The sequence below is a fragment of the Variovorax sp. 10N420 genome, from assembly GCF_056394705.1.
Genome location: NZ_JBFTIJ010000004.1, coordinates 96,897 through 114,158, shown reverse-complemented (window position 1 = coordinate 114,158; position 17,262 = coordinate 96,897). Strand labels below are relative to the sequence as shown.

Annotated in this window: 16 protein-coding genes and 1 pseudogene; 9 read left to right on the top strand and 8 right to left on the bottom strand. The window is 58.9% G+C overall.

Annotated elements, in window-relative coordinates:
* Positions 1-47: 47 nt before the first annotated feature.
* Entirely contained in the window at positions 48-905 is an 858-nt protein-coding gene (gene bla, locus AC1DEK_RS11650; protein WP_478125830.1) for a class A beta-lactamase, read from the top strand.
* A 50-nt stretch (positions 906-955) separates the two neighbouring features.
* Positions 956-1,327 carry a hypothetical protein gene (locus AC1DEK_RS11645; RefSeq protein WP_478125393.1) on the top strand — a complete coding sequence of 124 codons (372 nt, stop codon included), beginning with the start codon at positions 956-958 and terminating at the stop codon, positions 1,325-1,327.
* A gap of 144 nt (positions 1,328-1,471) precedes the next feature.
* Here the strand turns inward: AC1DEK_RS11645 and AC1DEK_RS11640 are convergent, their stop codons facing one another.
* The 6 genes from AC1DEK_RS11640 to AC1DEK_RS11615 form a co-directional block, all read right to left on the bottom strand.
* Positions 1,472-2,020, bottom strand: a complete 549-nt coding sequence (locus AC1DEK_RS11640) for a P-loop nucleotide/nucleoside kinase family protein (protein ID WP_478125392.1) — start codon at positions 2,018-2,020, stop codon at positions 1,472-1,474.
* A 124-nt stretch (positions 2,021-2,144) separates the two neighbouring features.
* Entirely contained in the window at positions 2,145-2,711 is a 567-nt protein-coding gene (locus tag AC1DEK_RS11635) for a TetR/AcrR family transcriptional regulator (protein ID WP_478125391.1), read from the bottom strand.
* Entirely contained in the window at positions 2,708-3,250 is a 543-nt protein-coding gene (locus AC1DEK_RS11630) for a dihydrofolate reductase family protein (RefSeq protein ID WP_478125390.1), read from the bottom strand. The genes AC1DEK_RS11635 and AC1DEK_RS11630 overlap by 4 nt, the downstream gene beginning before the upstream one ends.
* A gap of 316 nt (positions 3,251-3,566) precedes the next feature.
* Complete coding sequence (locus tag AC1DEK_RS11625) at positions 3,567-4,064, bottom strand: N-acetyltransferase family protein (protein ID WP_478125389.1); 498 nt, start codon at positions 4,062-4,064, stop codon at positions 3,567-3,569.
* A gap of 132 nt (positions 4,065-4,196) precedes the next feature.
* Positions 4,197-4,523, bottom strand: a complete 327-nt coding sequence (locus tag AC1DEK_RS11620; RefSeq protein WP_478125388.1) for a hypothetical protein — start codon at positions 4,521-4,523, stop codon at positions 4,197-4,199.
* Positions 4,524-4,753: 230 nt separating this feature from the next.
* The gene (locus AC1DEK_RS11615) at positions 4,754-5,941 is read right to left on the bottom strand and encodes an MFS transporter (RefSeq protein ID WP_478125387.1); all 1,188 of its coding nucleotides are present in this window, start codon (positions 5,939-5,941) and stop codon (positions 4,754-4,756) included.
* 191 nt (positions 5,942-6,132) lie between these two features.
* Here AC1DEK_RS11615 and AC1DEK_RS11610 point away from each other — a divergent pair, with 191 nt between their 5' ends.
* Entirely contained in the window at positions 6,133-6,648 is a 516-nt protein-coding gene (locus AC1DEK_RS11610; RefSeq protein ID WP_478125386.1) for a winged helix-turn-helix transcriptional regulator, read from the top strand.
* 434 nt (positions 6,649-7,082) lie between these two features.
* On the opposite strand, the pseudogene AC1DEK_RS11605 reads toward AC1DEK_RS11610, so the two are convergent.
* Together AC1DEK_RS11605 and AC1DEK_RS11600 are read right to left on the bottom strand one after the other, a co-directional pair.
* Positions 7,083-8,261, bottom strand: a pseudogene (locus AC1DEK_RS11605) (IS91 family transposase).
* Positions 8,262-8,271: 10 nt separating this feature from the next.
* Positions 8,272-9,144: a tyrosine-type recombinase/integrase gene (locus AC1DEK_RS11600; protein WP_478125385.1), complete on the bottom strand. Its 873-nt coding sequence runs from the start codon at positions 9,142-9,144 to the stop codon at positions 8,272-8,274.
* 447 nt (positions 9,145-9,591) lie between these two features.
* Between AC1DEK_RS11600 and AC1DEK_RS11595 the strand changes: the two genes are divergently transcribed.
* The 6 genes from AC1DEK_RS11595 (at position 9,592) to AC1DEK_RS11570 (ending at position 16,813) form a co-directional block, all read left to right on the top strand.
* Positions 9,592-11,532, top strand: coding sequence for an ATP-binding protein (locus AC1DEK_RS11595; protein WP_478125384.1), 1,941 nt, complete (start codon positions 9,592-9,594; stop codon positions 11,530-11,532).
* Positions 11,532-12,278 (top strand): hypothetical protein, encoded by a 747-nt coding sequence (locus tag AC1DEK_RS11590; RefSeq protein ID WP_478125383.1) that lies wholly within the window; start codon positions 11,532-11,534, stop codon positions 12,276-12,278. The genes AC1DEK_RS11595 and AC1DEK_RS11590 overlap by 1 nt, the downstream gene beginning before the upstream one ends.
* A gap of 6 nt (positions 12,279-12,284) precedes the next feature.
* Entirely contained in the window at positions 12,285-12,947 is a 663-nt protein-coding gene (locus AC1DEK_RS11585) for a PIN domain-containing protein (RefSeq protein WP_478125382.1), read from the top strand.
* A gap of 383 nt (positions 12,948-13,330) precedes the next feature.
* On the top strand, positions 13,331-13,627 hold the full coding sequence (locus AC1DEK_RS11580) for a hypothetical protein (protein ID WP_478125381.1): 297 nt from the start codon (positions 13,331-13,333) through the stop codon (positions 13,625-13,627).
* A gap of 53 nt (positions 13,628-13,680) precedes the next feature.
* Positions 13,681-15,387 carry an ATP-dependent nuclease gene (locus AC1DEK_RS11575; RefSeq protein ID WP_478125380.1) on the top strand — a complete coding sequence of 569 codons (1,707 nt, stop codon included), beginning with the start codon at positions 13,681-13,683 and terminating at the stop codon, positions 15,385-15,387.
* Positions 15,380-16,813: a UvrD-helicase domain-containing protein gene (locus AC1DEK_RS11570; protein WP_478125379.1), complete on the top strand. Its 1,434-nt coding sequence runs from the start codon at positions 15,380-15,382 to the stop codon at positions 16,811-16,813. The genes AC1DEK_RS11575 and AC1DEK_RS11570 overlap by 8 nt, the downstream gene beginning before the upstream one ends.
* The last annotated feature ends 449 nt before the right edge of the window (positions 16,814-17,262 follow it).

Genomic DNA, 17,262 nt, shown 5'->3' with positions numbered 1-17,262 from the left:
TGTGCGCGTGGATATCGTTGCGGCTCTTTAAAGGAGCCCAACAAATCATGAACCGACGCGACTTCAACGCTCACTTCGCCGCCATTGCGACCATTGCCCTTCCGGCATGTGCGCAGCCCACCCACTCCCCGGTGCAGGAAAGCCCCTGGGGCTATAGCGAATCGCTCAGCGGCGGGAGGCTGGGGGTGGCCGTACTTCAAGCCGATGGCCGGATCGAAGGTCACCGCCTGGACGAGCGCTTCCCAATGTGCAGCACTTTCAAATGGCTGGCTGCCGCGCACGTTTTGCAGAGGGTGGATCGCGGAATGGAAAAACTTGGTCGACGCATCAGCTATGGGCGTGATGTGTTGCTCCCCCACTCGCCTATCACCGAGAAACATGTGGACGGGGGAATGACTTTGGCCGAGCTGTGCCATGCCACGATCACCACCAGCGACAACGCCGCCGGCAACCTTCTTCTAGCCTCTTTTGGGGGCCCGCCAGGCTTGACTTCTTTCGCCCGACGCCTCGGTGACGATGTCACCCGGCAAGATCGATGGGAGCCTGAACTCAACGAAGCTACGCCCGGTGACCCCCGCGACACGACCTCACCTCGCGCAATGGCACATCTGCTGCACGCCACCTTGCTTGGCAACGCTTTGTCACCCAGCAGCCGTGAACAGCTCGCGCGGTGGCTCGAGGGATGTGAAACGAACGGGAAGCGCCTGCGCGCCAACTTGCCTGCGGATTGGCGTATGGGGAGTAAGACGGGGACAGGGGGCCGCGGCTCGGCCAACGACGTCGGCATCTTCTGGCCGCCAAAGCGGCCACCAATCCTGGTGTGCGCCTTTGTCACGAATACACAGGCCACCGAAGCTGATCGAAACGCCGCAATCGCTGCCGTAGCGCGCCGGGTCACAGCATAGGCACCACCACGTTACGCCACGCATCCGACGAACCATAGTGAGAACCACAAATGAAAACCTCCTTGCAACCTGCTGCCATCATGCTCACCGCCTCCGCCTTCATGGGCTCGCTCGCTGCAAACGCAGAAACGTATCAGGGCGTACAAACTGTCGCCTCCGTGCGCAGCCGTGATGTGGTCACGCAAGAGGCGCTTGGCGCCGCGCGCGCACCGATTTTTGGGGAGGCCGCTTACTCAGGCAACCAATCGGTACGGCCCTCTCTGCGAAGCCGCCGGGATGTGCAACGCGATGCCATCGCAACCGCATCAGGCGATCCCTACTCGGAAGCAGCCTCATCGGGCGTTCTTGCGACTCCCGAAGGAGCCGCAAGTCGTGCAGACATGCGCTCAGAGGCGCGGCATGAACGGACTCGGCTGGAGTAAAAGTCGAAAGGACTTGCGAGCGCCGTGATGCAACACGGGGGCCAGCTTGTCACATCGCCTGTCCCCTCTTATCGCAGCTCGGTCGGGATTGCAGGTTCTGGCCCGCGAGCGAGCCGACGCTTCGTTGTCTCAGAGCAGCCGCGGCTAGTGAGGCGCCATCAGGAGTGTCAGACACAAGGTTTCGGCAATCGCGCGCGCGGCCTCTGCAGGCGCGAGAGCGGATGTATCAATGACTAGCTCCCCTCTCGGCATCGCCCGCTCGGACGCCTCAAATTGCGTGCGCAATTCACGCAGAAGGTCCACCGACTGAAGCTTTCCAAAAAGCGCCCGGCTCGGCGCTGTCAGACGTTCTTCTTGTACCGCCACAGGAACGGTCAGCTGAACAAAATGGGTGCTGCCGCCAGCGGCCCTCACGCTTTCAACGACTCGCCTGTCGAAGCCTTGGATGACTGTCGGCTCTGGTGCAAAGGTGAAGATGAGAGAACGCTTAGCCATTGCTGCCTCGCGTATCACGTCGAGCCACATACTCTCGCGCAGCCTCACGAACTGCTCAGTGCCGAAAGGGAATACCGCTGCCACAGCATCGACCACTAAGTGGTTGTGGAAGACGGCGTAGCCAGTCATGCGCCCGAGTTCGTTCGCGATGGTCAGCTTTCCAGAGGCCACCGGGCCATGAACAAAAACAAGTTTCATGCTGCGGATTATGGTTATGTTACCGAAAGCGCTCAGTTGAAGCTCGGTTCTCGCCCGACCGACGGCCGTGCTGGTGGATGGAGCCGGCAGTGTGTGTAGCACAACACTGGCAAGTGTCCGTGCATCAGCGCGATCGCGCGGGAAGTTGACGCAGCAGGCAATCGAGAGCCAAGTGATAACGGTCTTGAGGCGCTTCAGTATGGGTCAGCTCACCTCTGGCTGAACAAAGGGCGAGGCCGCTGCCATGTGCATGGTCGATCAGAATATCGCGCCACATGACTGGGTCGGGCGTGACTGCGGTGAGCAGGCTCGTTAAGCGGTTGGTGATTCGGCGGGTCGTTCCTGTAAGGGCTTCGGGCGTGGCAAAGAGCGCGAGCGTCAACTGGGGGTGGCGGCCTACGACTCCGTAGTAGCGACTAAGTAGGTCCCGGATCTCCGAAGTGGGATCTTCCGACTTGCTCACTCCTGCCAGAGCTTCCGCATAGACTCGATCCGACACTGCCCGAAGCAAGCCTGCGTAGTCCCCAACGTGGTGGTAGAGACTCATCGGGGTCACTCCCAGTCGAGTAGCCAACGCGCGCAGGGTCAGGGCCTGGCCAGCGCCTTCCTCGAGCAACGCCAAAGCGGCAGCCAGGATGGCCTCTTGAGTGACTCCTTGTCCCGAGGAGGGCCGCCCGCGCGGGCGAGTCATGCCGCCAGCCGATAGGTGGATTGGACCAAACCAGAAGGGAAATTGCGACAGGACACCAATTTCAGATTGATGTCTTGCGAGAGTGCGCCAAACAGAGGCCTGCCGGAACCGATCAAGACGGGAACAGTTGTGATCACCATGTCGGCAATCAGCCCATCGCGAAGGAAGGACTGCACCACTTGGCCTCCATCAACGTACACCCGGCGCACGTTTTGTTCGGAAAGGGCCTCCATTTCGTCCCTGGGCGCACGGTCGGAGAACCGAACTTTGCCTGTCAATGAGTGCGGAACGGGCTTGCCCGCCAGCTGCTTGGAAAGAACGACCACGGGTAGCACGTAGGGCCACGGGTCGGACGCGATTGCTTTTTCATAGCTTCCTCGACCCATAACGATGACGTCCTTGTCGGCGATGAACGCTGGATAGCCGTGGTCCTCCCGCGGGTCGTCGCGCTGCAACAGCCATGCAATGTCACCATCTGCTCTCGCGATGAAGCCGTCGAGACTGGTGGCGATGAAAACGTGTGCGGTGATGAGCGTCATGGATTCAAATATACATCGTATATATATGACGCTCAAGGCGTTCGGAAGCCATCTCACTGCCAGCCTGCCATGCGCCTGAGGCGCACCTCAACTGGCCCGGCAGCCGCTTCAGGTCGCGGGTGTGGCTTCGAGGGCCGTACGAACGGCCGCACCAAGGGGCCAGCGCATGAATTCGTGGATCATGCCGTCGGAACGTCTCCCCCGGCACTTTCACGCCGGCTTGGCCCAAGCGCACGCCATAGGCATCCCCTTCATCGCACAGCGCGCGGCGAGTTTGGCTTGGTCATCGGGGTTGGCCGACTTCAGCCTTCCGATACTAGTGGTCTCGCAGAAGAGCCATGGCTGTTGCGTCGTAATACACCCCGTCCACCATAAAGGCCCGGCGAAGCAATCCCTCGGCTAGGAAGCCATGCCGCCCGTAAAGAGCCTTAGCGCGTGGGTTGTCCTCACGTACAGCTAGCTCGATGCGTGTCAGACCGAACGCCCAGGCCACGTCTATCGCCGCGCATAAAAGAGCTGAGCCAACACCTTGGCCCCGTGCCCCTGCGACGACGCCTATCCCCAAGCTTCCAACGTGTGCGCGAGCCTGACCACGACCGCGCAAGATGTCGCACCAACCCACGACGACGCCGTCCAACATCGCGATTCGCATGCATTCTTGATTCGAGAGGACGGATGCGTAGAACGCGTACGCCTCTTCAAGACGTGGCGCCTCTGTGAACGCAAGAAACCTTTTCTCGCGTGCAACCGAATCCAGCGCTTCGCGAAGAGCTGAAAAATGGCACGCGTGCAAGGGTTCAATGGAAAGATTCATGGTCTAGCGAACACTGGTTGCGGGAAGCCAAGGCGATGGCGCCTTAGGTACACCATCAAGTTCGCCGCGCACAACTGGGCGGCGTGCTCGATGGTCCGCTTCTGGCGTGTGCTGAAGTCTGCCGGGAATCCATCACTCATGCGGCGCCGTGGAAGACCTTCCAAGCCTCTTCTTCAAGCTGGCCGCCGGTGGAGAGGACGTGCCGTCCTCGTCGTGAATTCTGAAGGTCTGCTGGTCTCGACCGATGCTTGCAGCGCCGTCCAACCCGAGTAGTAGGGTGTACATCGTGTCCCGCAGAGCTCCGTCGAGGACGACGCGAAGCTGGGTCATCTGTGCAGCGGTCAGGCCCATGGCCTCGACCCTCTTGGCCACTTCTGCATGTCCGTGGTCACCCATGAACGCCCCAAGCAGCTCTGCTCTGAGGTCACTCCAGTTCTTGACGAAGTTTGCTGCGTCCATGTTCGTACGGTCGTTCTGGTTTGAATTCTGACCCGGCCTTGTACGTCCGGTCTTGGCCCGCGAGCACCAATTCGCGGCCGTGCCTAAAAGCTGAGCTTCGGCGCGATCGCCCTTGGCCAACGACCGCTTCAGGCGAGTTTGGCGAACAGGCAGTCCCGGCCAAAAGCCGACCTCCGCGACATCCCCCAACCGCCCGGCAGCCGTTGAGCACAATGCAGGCATGGAAGCTATCAAGACTCTTGGACTGTTTCCCTGGCACCCAAGGTGATCGCAGCGGCGACTGCGATCAGCGCTGCGATGATCGCGCAGCTCGCTCCCCAGCCGACCCATCCGACCGCCGCGGCACCGAACATTGTCCCAAGAGTTCCGCCTATAAAATAAGCCATCATGTAAGCGCTGTTGAATCGAGCGGGTGCTGAAGGGTTGAGTGCAAGCACAGTGCTCTGATTCGCGACCTGAGCAGCGAATAGCCCTGCGTCGAAGATTGCAAGGCACACCAAAGTGGCGACCGTGTTATGCAGTACAAGCCCGCCAATCAGCACAGAGCAGCCTGCAAGTGCCAGACCGAAAAGAATGACTTTTCGAGCGCCGACCCGGTCGGTCCACACTCCAGCAACGCGCGTCGCGGCGATGCCAGACAGGCCAGCCAAGGCATACATTCCGATCCGCTCCGCGGAGTAGGAAAACGGCGGTTGGGAAAGTGCAACTGCCAGGCCAGCCCAGACTGCGCAGAAGCCGAAGAACCATAAGGCGCCACGCAATGCTGCCAACCGGAGAATGGCATGTTTCGCGAACAGACTCGGGATGGATAACAACCCAGCTAAATACCCGTGCGTAACGCGTCCTCGTACGGCTGGAAGTACTAAGCGGCAACAGACTGCAAAGACCCCGCAGGCTGCGGCGAAGACGAAAAGCATTTCTCGCCAGCCCATCTGATCGGCAAGCCAGCCACCAGCGATTCGACCCGACAAAATTCCGGCTGAGATTCCTGCGGTGACGATACCAAGATTGGTTGCGCGACGGTGCGGGAGAGTCAATCTGCTTGTCAGGGAACTCATTCCCGCGCCTACAACTGAACACGCACCGGTGACCCCCATTAACAAGGTCAGGATGGCCGCACTCGTGACGGTTGCGCTCAGCGCGAGGGCGAGCCCAAGCAACGCAAACTGGATTCCAAGAACCTTGCGAGGTGAAAAGCGGTCGACTAGAGGGACAAGCGCCAACAATCCCACCAAATAGCCGATCGGCCCACCGGCGAGTGCAACTCCTATAACTGCAACTTCTGTGTGCATCGAGCCTGCTACATCTGCGATTGACGGCTGCAGCACGTAAATGCTTGATGTTCCAAGCGCAGCAGCTAACGCCATGAACATCACCTCGAGCCCTCCGAGATTGCCCGCACGTTCTTGCTTACTCATCGGAGAACACTCCGATTCTCGGAGTTAACAAAAGTCTGCACACGCACCGCTGAGCGAATTTTTTCTACGCCCTCATGTCTGTCTAGGGCCTTGGAAATGATGTTCATGGTTGTTTTTTGAGGTTCGGTTAGTGAACCTCATGAAGCTTATCACGAACAGGTCTGCTTTTTGAACTTCAGTAGACTTGGGGTATGGCAACTACTTATGACGCACAGAACTGCACTCTGGCGCGTGCGCTGGAACTAATCGGCGAGCGCTGGACGCTTCTGATCCTCCGCGATGCGTTTTACGGAGTCCGGCGGTTCAACCATTTCCGCGACCACCTTGACATCCCCCGTGCAGTGCTTGTCGAGCGCTTAGAAACCTTAGTCGACAATCGCATCCTCTCGCGCAACCCGGATCCCGAACACGCCGCGCGACATCTATACGAGTTAACTTCATTAGGCCGCGATCTTTGGCCTGCTCTTTATGCCTTGCTGTCCTGGGGCGCTCGCCTTGCCGGGCCGAATCAGCTGCGTTTCGTTCATGTCGTCTGTGGCAATGAGATCGACGACCACGGCGACTGCCAAGCGTGTCATGTCAAGCCACCACCGGCCGCTGTCGCAACCGAACCTCGCCAAAGCAAGCCTGGAGGACGGACCGACGCAGTTGCCATTGCATTGCGAAAGCGCCATGTGCTCCTTGAACCACTGGTTACCGAGAACTGACATGGACGATGCGAGCGGCTTAGCGGCTGAACCTGACGGTCTGAACGACTGCTTTCAGAACTTGGCTACTTCCGCTTCGGTTAAGGGTTGTCCGACACCTGCCTTGCGGCGCGCACATGGTGCGACCCTACAGCCTGCGGGCAGGTGTTGGACTGGCCTCCAGGGAGGAAACCGCGGAACTCAACGAAGGCGCTCGCGAAGGCGTGGAGCTATGGCGATTTGGGCTTCGGTCCACGCGATGAACCTGGAGAGTGAGCTCAAGGACGGGCCGGTCGTGCTTGCAAGCGCGAACTGATTGCACCCAACGGCCCCGTTGTGCACAGGGCGCAGTGGCTGCCCCAAAGAACTTTTCAGGTCACAGGCAAGACTGCGCCCCATCGGCACTGGCAGATGAAACCCGAGAGCAGCGTGGACAGCTCGACTCAGTCCTGTCGTCATGGCGGTCGAGCCTGTAGCGGGATGGGATGGCCCCGCACGAAGATCGCCAGGACCACCATGGGATGGCCGCAGTGCGGGCAGGAGAAGGCCGCCGAGGCAGCGCTTGAGTCGCCTTCGACATCGGGAACCACCTCAGCCTCTTGATGCAGCAAGGCGCGAGCCAGCGCCAGACTGGCGGTACGTGCTCCATTGGCCAGCAGCCCATAGTGGCGGAGGCGATGGAATCCGCTGGGCAACACGTGCAGCAGGAAGCGGCGCATGAACTCGTCGGCCCCAAGCGTCACCGTCTTCAAGCGTGTAAGGCCCTTGGCCCGGTAGTCCTTCCAGCGGAACGTGACACCGCGCTCATCCAGGCAGATCAACCGGCTGTTGGAGATAGCCACCCTATGGGTGTAGCGCGACAGATAGGCCAGCACGGCCTCGGGGCCCGCGAACGGGCGCTTGGCGTAGACCACCCATTCGCATTGACGCAGCGGTGCAAGCCAGTCGGCGAACGCCCGCGTATCGGCGAGCGCGGCATAGTCGCCGAAGAACTCCAAGCGACCGGCCCGATGCACAGCCTAGAGCTCTTCAAGGAAGCGCCGCCGGAATAGGCGCGACAGCACGCGCACGGGCAGGAAGAAGCCTGGCCTGCAGGCAATCCAGCGCCCGCCATCGGGCGATATGCCGCCGCCCGCAACGATGCCGTGGACGTGCGGGTGATGCGTCAAGGCGGATCCCCACGTGTGCAGCACCAGCGTGGCCCCGATGTGGGCGCCAAGATGCTTCGGATCGGCTGCGATGGTCATCAGGGTCTCTGCGGCGATGTCGAATAGCAGCGCGTAGATCGCGGCCTTGTTGCAGTACGCGATGGCGCTGATTGGCGCCGGTAAGGTGAAGACGACGTGGTAGTAGTCCACCGGAAGCAGATCGGCCCTACGCGCCTCGAGCCAGCGTTGTGCAGCGCTGGCCTGGCACTTCGGACAGTGCCGACTGCGACAAGAGTTATAGGCAATCTGATCTTGCCCGCAACCTTCGCAACGCAACACGTGGCCTCCCAGCGCCGCGCTGCGGCACTGTTCAATGGCCGACATGACCTTGAGCTGGCCGAGGCTCAGGTGGCCGCGCTGCGCCTTGCGCCAGTCGGGACCGTGGGTGCGGAAGATGTCGGCGACTTCCAGGGCGCTGTGCGCCATGGACGCACGCTCAGGCGCAATGCGCCTCCAGCGGGCTGACCACCTCGCGCAGCATCCGGGTGCCTACGTGGGTATAGACGGATGTGGTGTCCAACTTCTTGTGACCCAGCATGACCTGGATCACACGGATGTCCACCTTCTGCTCCAGCAGGTGGGTGGCGAAGCTGTGGCGCAACGTGTGCATCGACACACGCTTGTTGATGCCGGCGGCGACTGTGGCGGCGGCAATGGCACGGTTGAGCTGACGCGCAGTCAGCGGATTCAGCGGATTCATGCCTGGGAACAACCAGCCGTGAGGCAACATCTTCCCCTGTGAGTGGGCCAGGCGCCACCAGGCGCGCAGCAGCTCCAGCAGGACGGGCGAGAGCATCGCATAGCGGTCCTTCTGGCCCTTGCCCTGCTCGACGCGCAGCGTCATGCGCTGGCTGTCGATGTCATCGACCTTCAATGCGACGATCTCGCCGACGCGCAGTCCGGTGCCATAGGCGATGGAAAGCGCAGTCTGGTACTTGAGGTTGGATGCGGCCGCGATGAGGCGCACCGCTTCGTCGTGGCTGAGTACCACCGGCAGCTTCTGCGGAACGCGCACATAGCTCATCTTGGCCATTGCGTCATCGCGCCCGAGCGTGACGTCGAAGAAGAACCGCAGGGCCGTGATGGTCGCGTTGATCGTGATGGCCGAGACGCCGCGATCAACCATGTGCAGCTGGAATCGCCGCAGGTCCTCGGCAGTTGCGGTGTCCGGTGAACGCTGAAGAAAGGCGGCCAGGTACCGCACGGCACGAATGTACCCAGTCTGGGTCTTGGGTCGGAGCTTGCGCAGACGCATGTCATCGAGCATGCGTTGGCGCAAGGGCGAGATGGCTTGGGTGGATGCGGTCATGATCGTGCTCCTGTCAGAGGACGAGGCGGAATTGCCTCGCTCTGCACATTGACAGGGACGCGACGACTGATTGACTCCGCGGTCTTGCGGGCGGGCTACCGCGGCAGCGGTTTAGTCCTTGGGCCCGGTACGGCCTGTCAACATCGTTTGCCGTCCGGCCGGTCCGCAGCGTAAGCCGTCTTTCGACCCCGAGTTGCCAGCGGCAGCTTTCTTCTAGGGACCGGCCCACTCGCGCGAATGACCGGGAAGCAGCTTTGCTGCTTTTGGCGTGCATACGCTCCTAAACATGTTGGGGGGCAAGATGCGCTCAAGTTCGGAGAGAATGCCTCTCGCAACAAGTAGATCAGCTCGTGATTGAACCCCAGCCTTTGGCCATAGCCGCCTTCAGCTTTGCGATGGCGTGGGCGTCAGATGGATTTCATTGCATCAAAAATGGAGGGGCGGTCTGTGCAACAGGAAAACATTTTTTATGAAGATCGGTTTCTTGAAAGCTGGGCTGGTTCCATCATCACCAACCCCAGCACGGCCATTGTTGAGCTCGTTGCCAACTGCTGGGACGCTTATGCGACGAAGGTCGACATAAGCTGGCCCGATCCGAAGCGGAACAAGCAGTTTTCCATTTCGGACAACGGCAAGGGCATGACCAAGGCCGAGTTCGACTACATCTGGCGTGCCATGTCCTATGACCGAATCGCCAAGACCGGACCCACGGCTGCACCGCCACCAGGAGTGGAGGGTCTTCCACGCTTCGTCTTCGGGAAGAACGGCAAGGGCCGTTTTGCCAGCTTCTGCCTCACCAAGAACTACGTCGTCACCTCGGTCAAAGACGGCCAGAAGATCGTCTACAAGGTCAGCCGCACGGCCAACAAGCCCCTCATAACTGAACTCGTGGAGATCGTTGAGAAAGGTGTTGAAGGGCATGGCACGACGATCACAGGCGAAGGCGAAATCCGTCAGACCAACCTCACGGTTGAACAGGCTAGAGAGCTCCTTGGTGGTCGGTTCCTTGCCAACCCCTCCTTCAAGGTCAGCCTGAACGGCACTCCCATTTCGTTTGCCGACATCAGCAAGTCGTCCCTCTCAATCGTGGACGTTGAAGTGCCCGGCTACGGAACGGCCAAGATCTATCACATTGACACCGGCAAGGCCGACAAAACTACCAAGCAGCACGGCATAGCTTGGTGGGTCACGAACCGTGCGGTGGGTGAGTGCAAGTGGCGAGGTGCCGACGTTGAGCGCATTCTTGACGGCAGAACCGAGAAGGCCAAGCGCTTCACCTTCATCGTCCAGGCTGACTTTCTAAACAAGGAAAACGCCGTCAAGGAAGACTGGTCGGGCTTCATCGAGAAGAACGTCGCATGGGACACCACCAGGCCAATCGTTCAGGACAAGATTCGAGAGATCATTGACAACACCAGTGCCGCAGAGCGTGAGGACAAGCGAAGTGCGGTCCTTCAGAAGGTGGGGCAGTCGGTCAACTCGTTGCCTCTGCTGAGCAAGGATCGAGTCACGGGCTTCGTCAATGAGGTCGTGGATACCTGCCCGAACTTCGGTGAGCAGGAGATCGTGCAACTGACCTCCATCTTGGCAAAGCTTGAGAGGAGCAAGTCCCAGTACGGCTTGCTCGAAATCCTACACAACCAAGAATCGCATGACTTGGACGCCCTGCATGAAGTGCTGAGCCAGTGGACCATTGGCATGGCGAAGGTCGTACTGGACGAGATTCAGGGCCGCTTGAAGGTCATCAACGAACTGCGAATCAAGGTTCAAATCGCGTGCATTGACGAGGTGAAGGAACTCCAGCCGCTTTTTGCCAAGGGCCTCTGGATGTTCGGCGATAAGTTTGAGTCCATTCACTTCACGTCCAACAAGGGCATGACGACGGTCATCCGCGAACTCTTTGACGGGAAGGCCGAGAAGGCTTCGCTCAACCGCCCTGACTTCGTCATTCGCGGCGACGGCAGCACCGGCTTCTACTCCTTGCCTTCGTACAACGAGGATCACCAAGAAGCTGGCGTGCAGCACCTCGTCATAGTTGATCTGAAGACCACCAAGCTTTCCCTCGGCTCCAAGGAGAAGGAACAGATTTGGAAATACGTGAAGGAGTTGAAGAAGCGGGGCCACATTCAGCCTGACACCCGCATTGACGGCTTCGTCCTTGGCGACCAGATTGAAAGCGGTGAAGGTGGCACTCGGACCGAAGACAACGACAAGGTCAAGATTCAGCCGCTGCTCTACGGCACGATTTTGAACAGGGCGGAACAGCGGCTTCTGAAGCTCTACGACAAGGTCAAAGACGCCCCGTTCCTGCTCACCCAGCAAGAAGAGTTGGCGAAGTTCATTGAGCCGATCCCTGTTGCTCAAGGCTCGCTTGAGAGCGTTGCGTAGTGTCGCCGGTCAACTGGATCGCCGCCTACAACTATCTGTTCGCGGCCCTGAACAGTGAGAACAAGGCGCTCTATGTAAGTGGGTCGACGTTCTGCCGCATGGTTCAGCAGGTAGATCCGGGCTCGCCCAGCTACCAGCAACTTCTGCCTTTGCGCACGAGCCAAGGCAAGTCCAACTCCCGGAAGGACTTCTACTGGGATCTCATACAAGCTCAGCCAGAGCCGCAGCGCTTTGCCTTGTACCGGGTGTTCGTGGATCACATTGAGCCCCATGACAGGGCCCAAGCGGACACGATCAGGGACATCGTTTTCGGCGGTGGCCGTGCCGTGCCCACCACGGTTGTGCCGGTCGACCTGTGGAACTCGGAAAAGCTCAACCACAGCTTGACCGACATCGACAATGCGACTGACGCCCACCACTACAACCGGGCGACGACCCTGAGCTACACGTGTCTTGAAGGGCTCTACAAGACCTACGTGCGCAAGCATGTGCCTGACCAGGTGGGCCTGACTGACCTCATGCCGCTGTGCAAGGTGGTCAAGGACGATATTAGTCGCAAGCTCCAGGCCCAAGGGCCGTTCCCGGTGGAGATCGTCAATGCCATGCCCACCTTGACCAACGCGATTGCGAACTCAAGGAACGGGTTCTCGGAGTCGCACTTCGGAGACGATTCGCAGCGTTGGCTCGCCCTCTTTGCTCGTGACCTGACCAACTCGGTGGGTCGGCTCATGCTCAACTTCATGTGAGGCGACATGAGCAAGAAACTGCTTCTCGTTGACCTTGAGAACAAGCACAAGGTAGATCTCTCTGTGCTGGACGAGAGCTACCGGGCCATCATCTTCGTCGGTGCCAACCAGAACCCGCCCAAGGCTTCCAAGAAGCCAGCCACGGCCCATAGGTTCAGTCGGGTGGACTTCCTGAAGATTTCAGGCACTGGCAAGAACGCCTTGGACTTCCACATTGCCTTTGAGCTTGGCAGGACGTTTGAGACGACCCCCGACACCCAGTGCTTCGTTTTGAGCGGCGACAAGGGCTTTGATCCCTTGCTGACCCACCTCCAGAACAACGGCATGCACTGCCGCAGAATAGAGAGCATTGCTCAGCTCGTGCCCGTCGCTGTGGTGCCTGCTTTGCAGGTTGATCTTGTTGCATGTCGGCACTGCAAGAAGGCCAGCACGATTGAACACCATGGCGGCCTGTGGTGTTCCAACTGCGGCCGGTTCGCCAGCCCACCAGATCTGAAGCTCCTGCCTTCAAATCAGCCGGGCTTCGTGGAGGCCGAACCTGCTTGGGAAGACGATGGCGGGATCGTTGCCGAGTGTGGTTGGTGCCACCAGAAGACGGACATGACGGGTGGAATCTATGACGACGGCGAGTGGATGTGTGGGAACTGCATAGCTCGCTACGCAACATGATTCACCTTGCCCAAACCACCGGCTGCCGCCAGCCCCAAGGGGCTTCATGTATTGAGAGCGGTCGTGGCCGTTCAGCTCCGCACCATGACAAGCAAGACGGCTAGTCGGCTAGTCGGCAGATTGCTGAAGCGTTCCTGGCTGGTGCGAAGGCAAGAAGTCTTGAGAACAGAAAGTCGTTCGGTCTGCTGTACGAACAGGGTTGCCACGGCGTGTGCATTGGCCTCATGCGTCAAGAGCTTGATATCTTGCTTCGCCTGTCCTTCCTCTGGCGTCCTGAGACAGCAGCGGACGTTGCGGTGTCCCTCATGGAGAAGACCGTCACGAAGGGGGCAAGGTGGTCATATCAGTAAAACGGCAAGAAGGTCATGCTGAGCGATAGGAGCATGGTGGCCTTCGCCCACTTCTTGGGTGGCTGGGAGCGGGTTGCCTACGAATTCGGTTGCAAGGCCATTCACTTGTCCGATCTTCATGCCTACCAGGCGGGCGACCCCATGAAAAACCTGAGCGAGCATGAGAGGCAGGAGATTTCTCAGTATCTGAGCAGCTACCACGGTTACGACGGCAAAGATCTGACCATGGACGACATGGTTTCTTACCTGCCCAACGTCATGGAAAAGATCAGCAGCAACGTGGAGTTTTATCTGGAGGAACTGGAAGAGCGCTATGTGCATGCCGGCTGAGTTTGTCGGCACATGGCCTCTTCGGTTCGAATCAACACTAGGGAGCGGGCTTCGTGAGAATCAGAAAAATATCGATCAGGAACTTTCGCGGAGTCAACGACCTTGACTGGAGCCTTCCGACAGCGGACATCTTTTGTCTCATTGGGAAGGGCGACTCGTCCAAATCCACGATCCTTGAGGCAATCAGGTATGCGTTCCATCCTCAGTGGAACCTGACCCTCAGCGACTCGGATTTCTACACGGGCAAGGTAGAAAACGCCATTGTCATTGAGGTGTCCATAGGCGATCTCGTTGAAGACTTCCTCTCCCTCAACATGTACGGCCAGTACCTGCGAGGTTGGGACGCCAAGACCGGCAAGCTCGTTGACGAGGCCGACGACGCTCTTGAATCCGTCCTGACAATCCGCCTCACTGTCGGCAAGGACTTGGAGCCCAAGTGGCTGGTGGTCTGTGATCGCAATCCTGACGGTGTGCCCTTCAAGCAAGCTGATCGCAACAAGGTCAGCGTGGGCCTGATCGGAGCCTACAGCGAGAGACAACTTTCATGGGCGACAGGCACGGCCTTAGCAAAGCTCACTGAAGCGCAGAGCCTGAACGAGTTGCTTGCCAATGCTTCAAGAACGGCCCGCACCTCGCTTGACGCCGACAGGCCCAACAGCCTGAAGAACTTTGACGCTGCCGCCGTGAAGTCTCAGGAGGTGGCCAAGATTTTAGGTGTGCCTGTCGTGGAAGCCTACAAGGCCCACTTGGACTTGAGTTCGGTGAACCTGAAGGTCGGCGGACTCGCTCTGCATGACGGCGACATTCCGCTTCGCCAGTTGGGATTGGGGTCACGGCGAATGCTGTTGTGCGGCATTCAAAAAATGGGTCTTGAAGAAGGCCATGTGACCCTCTTTGACGAGGTTGAGTTCGGGCTCGAGCCTCACCGCATTTCTCGGCTCTTGAAGCATGTGCGGGAGGACAAGCGGGGTCAGTATTTCTTGACCACCCATTCACCTGCCGTGCTTCGTGAGCTCACCGTCAATGAGCTCTACATTGTCCACAGCAAGGCAGGCACTGTGCGGGTCATCCCCGCCTTCTGCGAAGGCTTGGTGGCCCATGAGGCACAGGGGAAGATTCGATCCAGCGCTGAAGCCTTTCTGTCGAAGAAGGTCGTAGTCTGCGAAGGGGCCACTGAGGTGGGCTTCTTGAGAGGCTTTGACGACTACCAGGTCGGAAAAGGCAATGATCCGTTCTCATACCACGGGGTGTCCTTGTTGAACGCTGGTGGTGCGAGCAAGATTAAAGCATTGGCCGAGGCATTCAAGCTGCTTGGCTATGAGGTCTGCGTCCTTGCTGACGGAGACGCCGAGAAGCAGTTCTCGCCTGCCCATGAAGCGGAGTTGAGAGACAAGGGCATTCCGGTTCATGTGTGGACCGACAGGCTCTCATTGGAGGAACGGGCCTTTCAGGACTTGCCGTGGGCAAGCGTGATCGCCAGTGTGAAGCTTGCCCAAACCGTTCCCAGCTTGACCGTCTATGCCAACGTGCGTTCCAAGTATCAAAAGGAACTCAGTGAAGACGTTGGCACGTGGGCGGAAAGTGCCGATCTGAGACTTGCCATCGGGAAGGCGGCGAAGGGTTGCGACTGGTTCAAGGACATCACCCGAGGCGACTTGTGGGTTCAGGCTATCAGTCCTTCTTTCGGCGATCCCGATTTTTCAAAGAAGGACATTCCTGTGAAGCTCTCCAAGCTCTGGGAATGGGCTGAGCATGTCTGAGGAACTGGCAATCAAGCTCGGTGAATGCACAGGCAAGGGGTATGTCATCGCTCCTGCTGGCTACGGCAAGACGCACTTGATTGCCATGGCGGTGAAGGCGGGAACCCACCGGCAGTTGATCTTGACGCACACGTTCGCCGGGGTCAATTCCATCAAGACGAAGATGAGCACCCTCGGTGTTCCTGCGTCCCGGTACCAGATTGACACCATTGCCAGTTGGTCCCTTCGTCTTTGCCTTGCATACCCGAAGAACTCTGGGTGGAAGATTGAAAACCCAACGAGCAAGCAGTGGGCGACGCTCTATGAGGCATGTTCAACCCTGCTGAAAAAGGACTTCGTTCGCCGTATCGTCAAGGCCACTTACGCCGGCGTTTACGTGGACGAGTACCAAGACTGCTCGGATCTGCAGCATGGTCTTGTGTGTGCCTTGGCCGAAGTGCTGCCTAGCCGCATTCTGGGCGATCCCATGCAGGCCATTTTTGACTTTGACGACGGCAAGCCCGTGGATTGGGACGCTAGCATCTATCCGCATTTCGCCTGCTTGGGTCAGTTGGAGAAGCCATGGCGTTGGGACAATGCGGGACAGCCGTTGTTGGGTGCATGGCTCAAGGCCGCGAGAAAGAGCTTGGAGCAGGGTCAGAAGATCGACCTTATCAACGGCCTGCCTGCATGCGTAAAACGGGCCTACACCGATCCCCAGTACCTGCCCAACAAGCAGTACGCTCTTCTCTGTGAGCACTTAGGCAACACCGCCTCCGTCATTGCCTTGCATGGCGGGGATCAGGAGTCCAAGAACAAGACCCACCGCCTGGCTCGGACCATGGGAGGCCGTTTCTCTTCCATTGAGGAAGTGGAAGGCAAGGCGCTCTTCTCGTTCGTCAAGAAGCTCGATTCCGCCAAGAACACGAAGGCTAGGTTCCTGCACGTCTTGGATTTCGCCAAGGACTGCTTCACTGCCGTCGACAAGACGCTGACCGCTGGCACCAAGCTTGGAAACATTGCCAAGGAGACGAAGGCCACAAAATATCCCAACTTGCTGGCGGCCGCGAACCTGTACCTCACAACGCCGACAAGCAAGAACCTCAAAGCCTTTATCTTGCTGCTGAAGGATAACCCTGAGACTGCGGCCTACCGGCGTGATTTGCTCTACCGCTTCATGAGCGTCCTGAAGTTGCACATTGACGGGGCAGGGGCGACGTTCCTTGAAGCGGCGAACCTGTACCAAGAAGAAATGCGGCACACGGGCAGGCCGATCAGACATCAGAAGCTCATTGGGACGACATTGCTGGTCAAGGGGCTTGAGTACGACCATGCGGTGATTTTGGACGCCGACTCGCTCGGTACCAAAGACCTCTATGTTGCAATAACGAGGGGTGCAAAGTCGTTAACGATCATTTGCAGCGGCGGAACTTTGCCGAGCGTCTAGGGTTGCCGTTGCCAGGATGCCGCGGTTGCGCGGCACGAAACTATCCGGGTGCACCGGCTCCACTTCGCCGCAAGCGGTTGACGACGGCAATGCTAGCGTCGCAGATGCCCGGTCTCAGGACTACCGGTCGTTCGAACATCGGACGTCAAAGACTGTTCTCAGTCTGGAGCCGAACTAGCGGGACTTCGTCTGTGTCTGTAGTCGGGTGTGAAGCGGTCTTTGAGTTGACACAGATCGATCGGCTGCAATCAGTCTTACTCGGACATCCATTCAGGGGCGACTCGCAGTTCCTCAGGGCCAAATGCGCGGCATGAGCAACATCGGTTCCGTCTTGAAGTCTGAGATCTCTCGCGTTGCGCGCAAGCAGAAATGGACAGCCTCAACAAACAAGCTCGCAGTATCCCAGCGAGATCGCCGACTTGACGCGCCAAGTAGCCGGGCGGCACAAG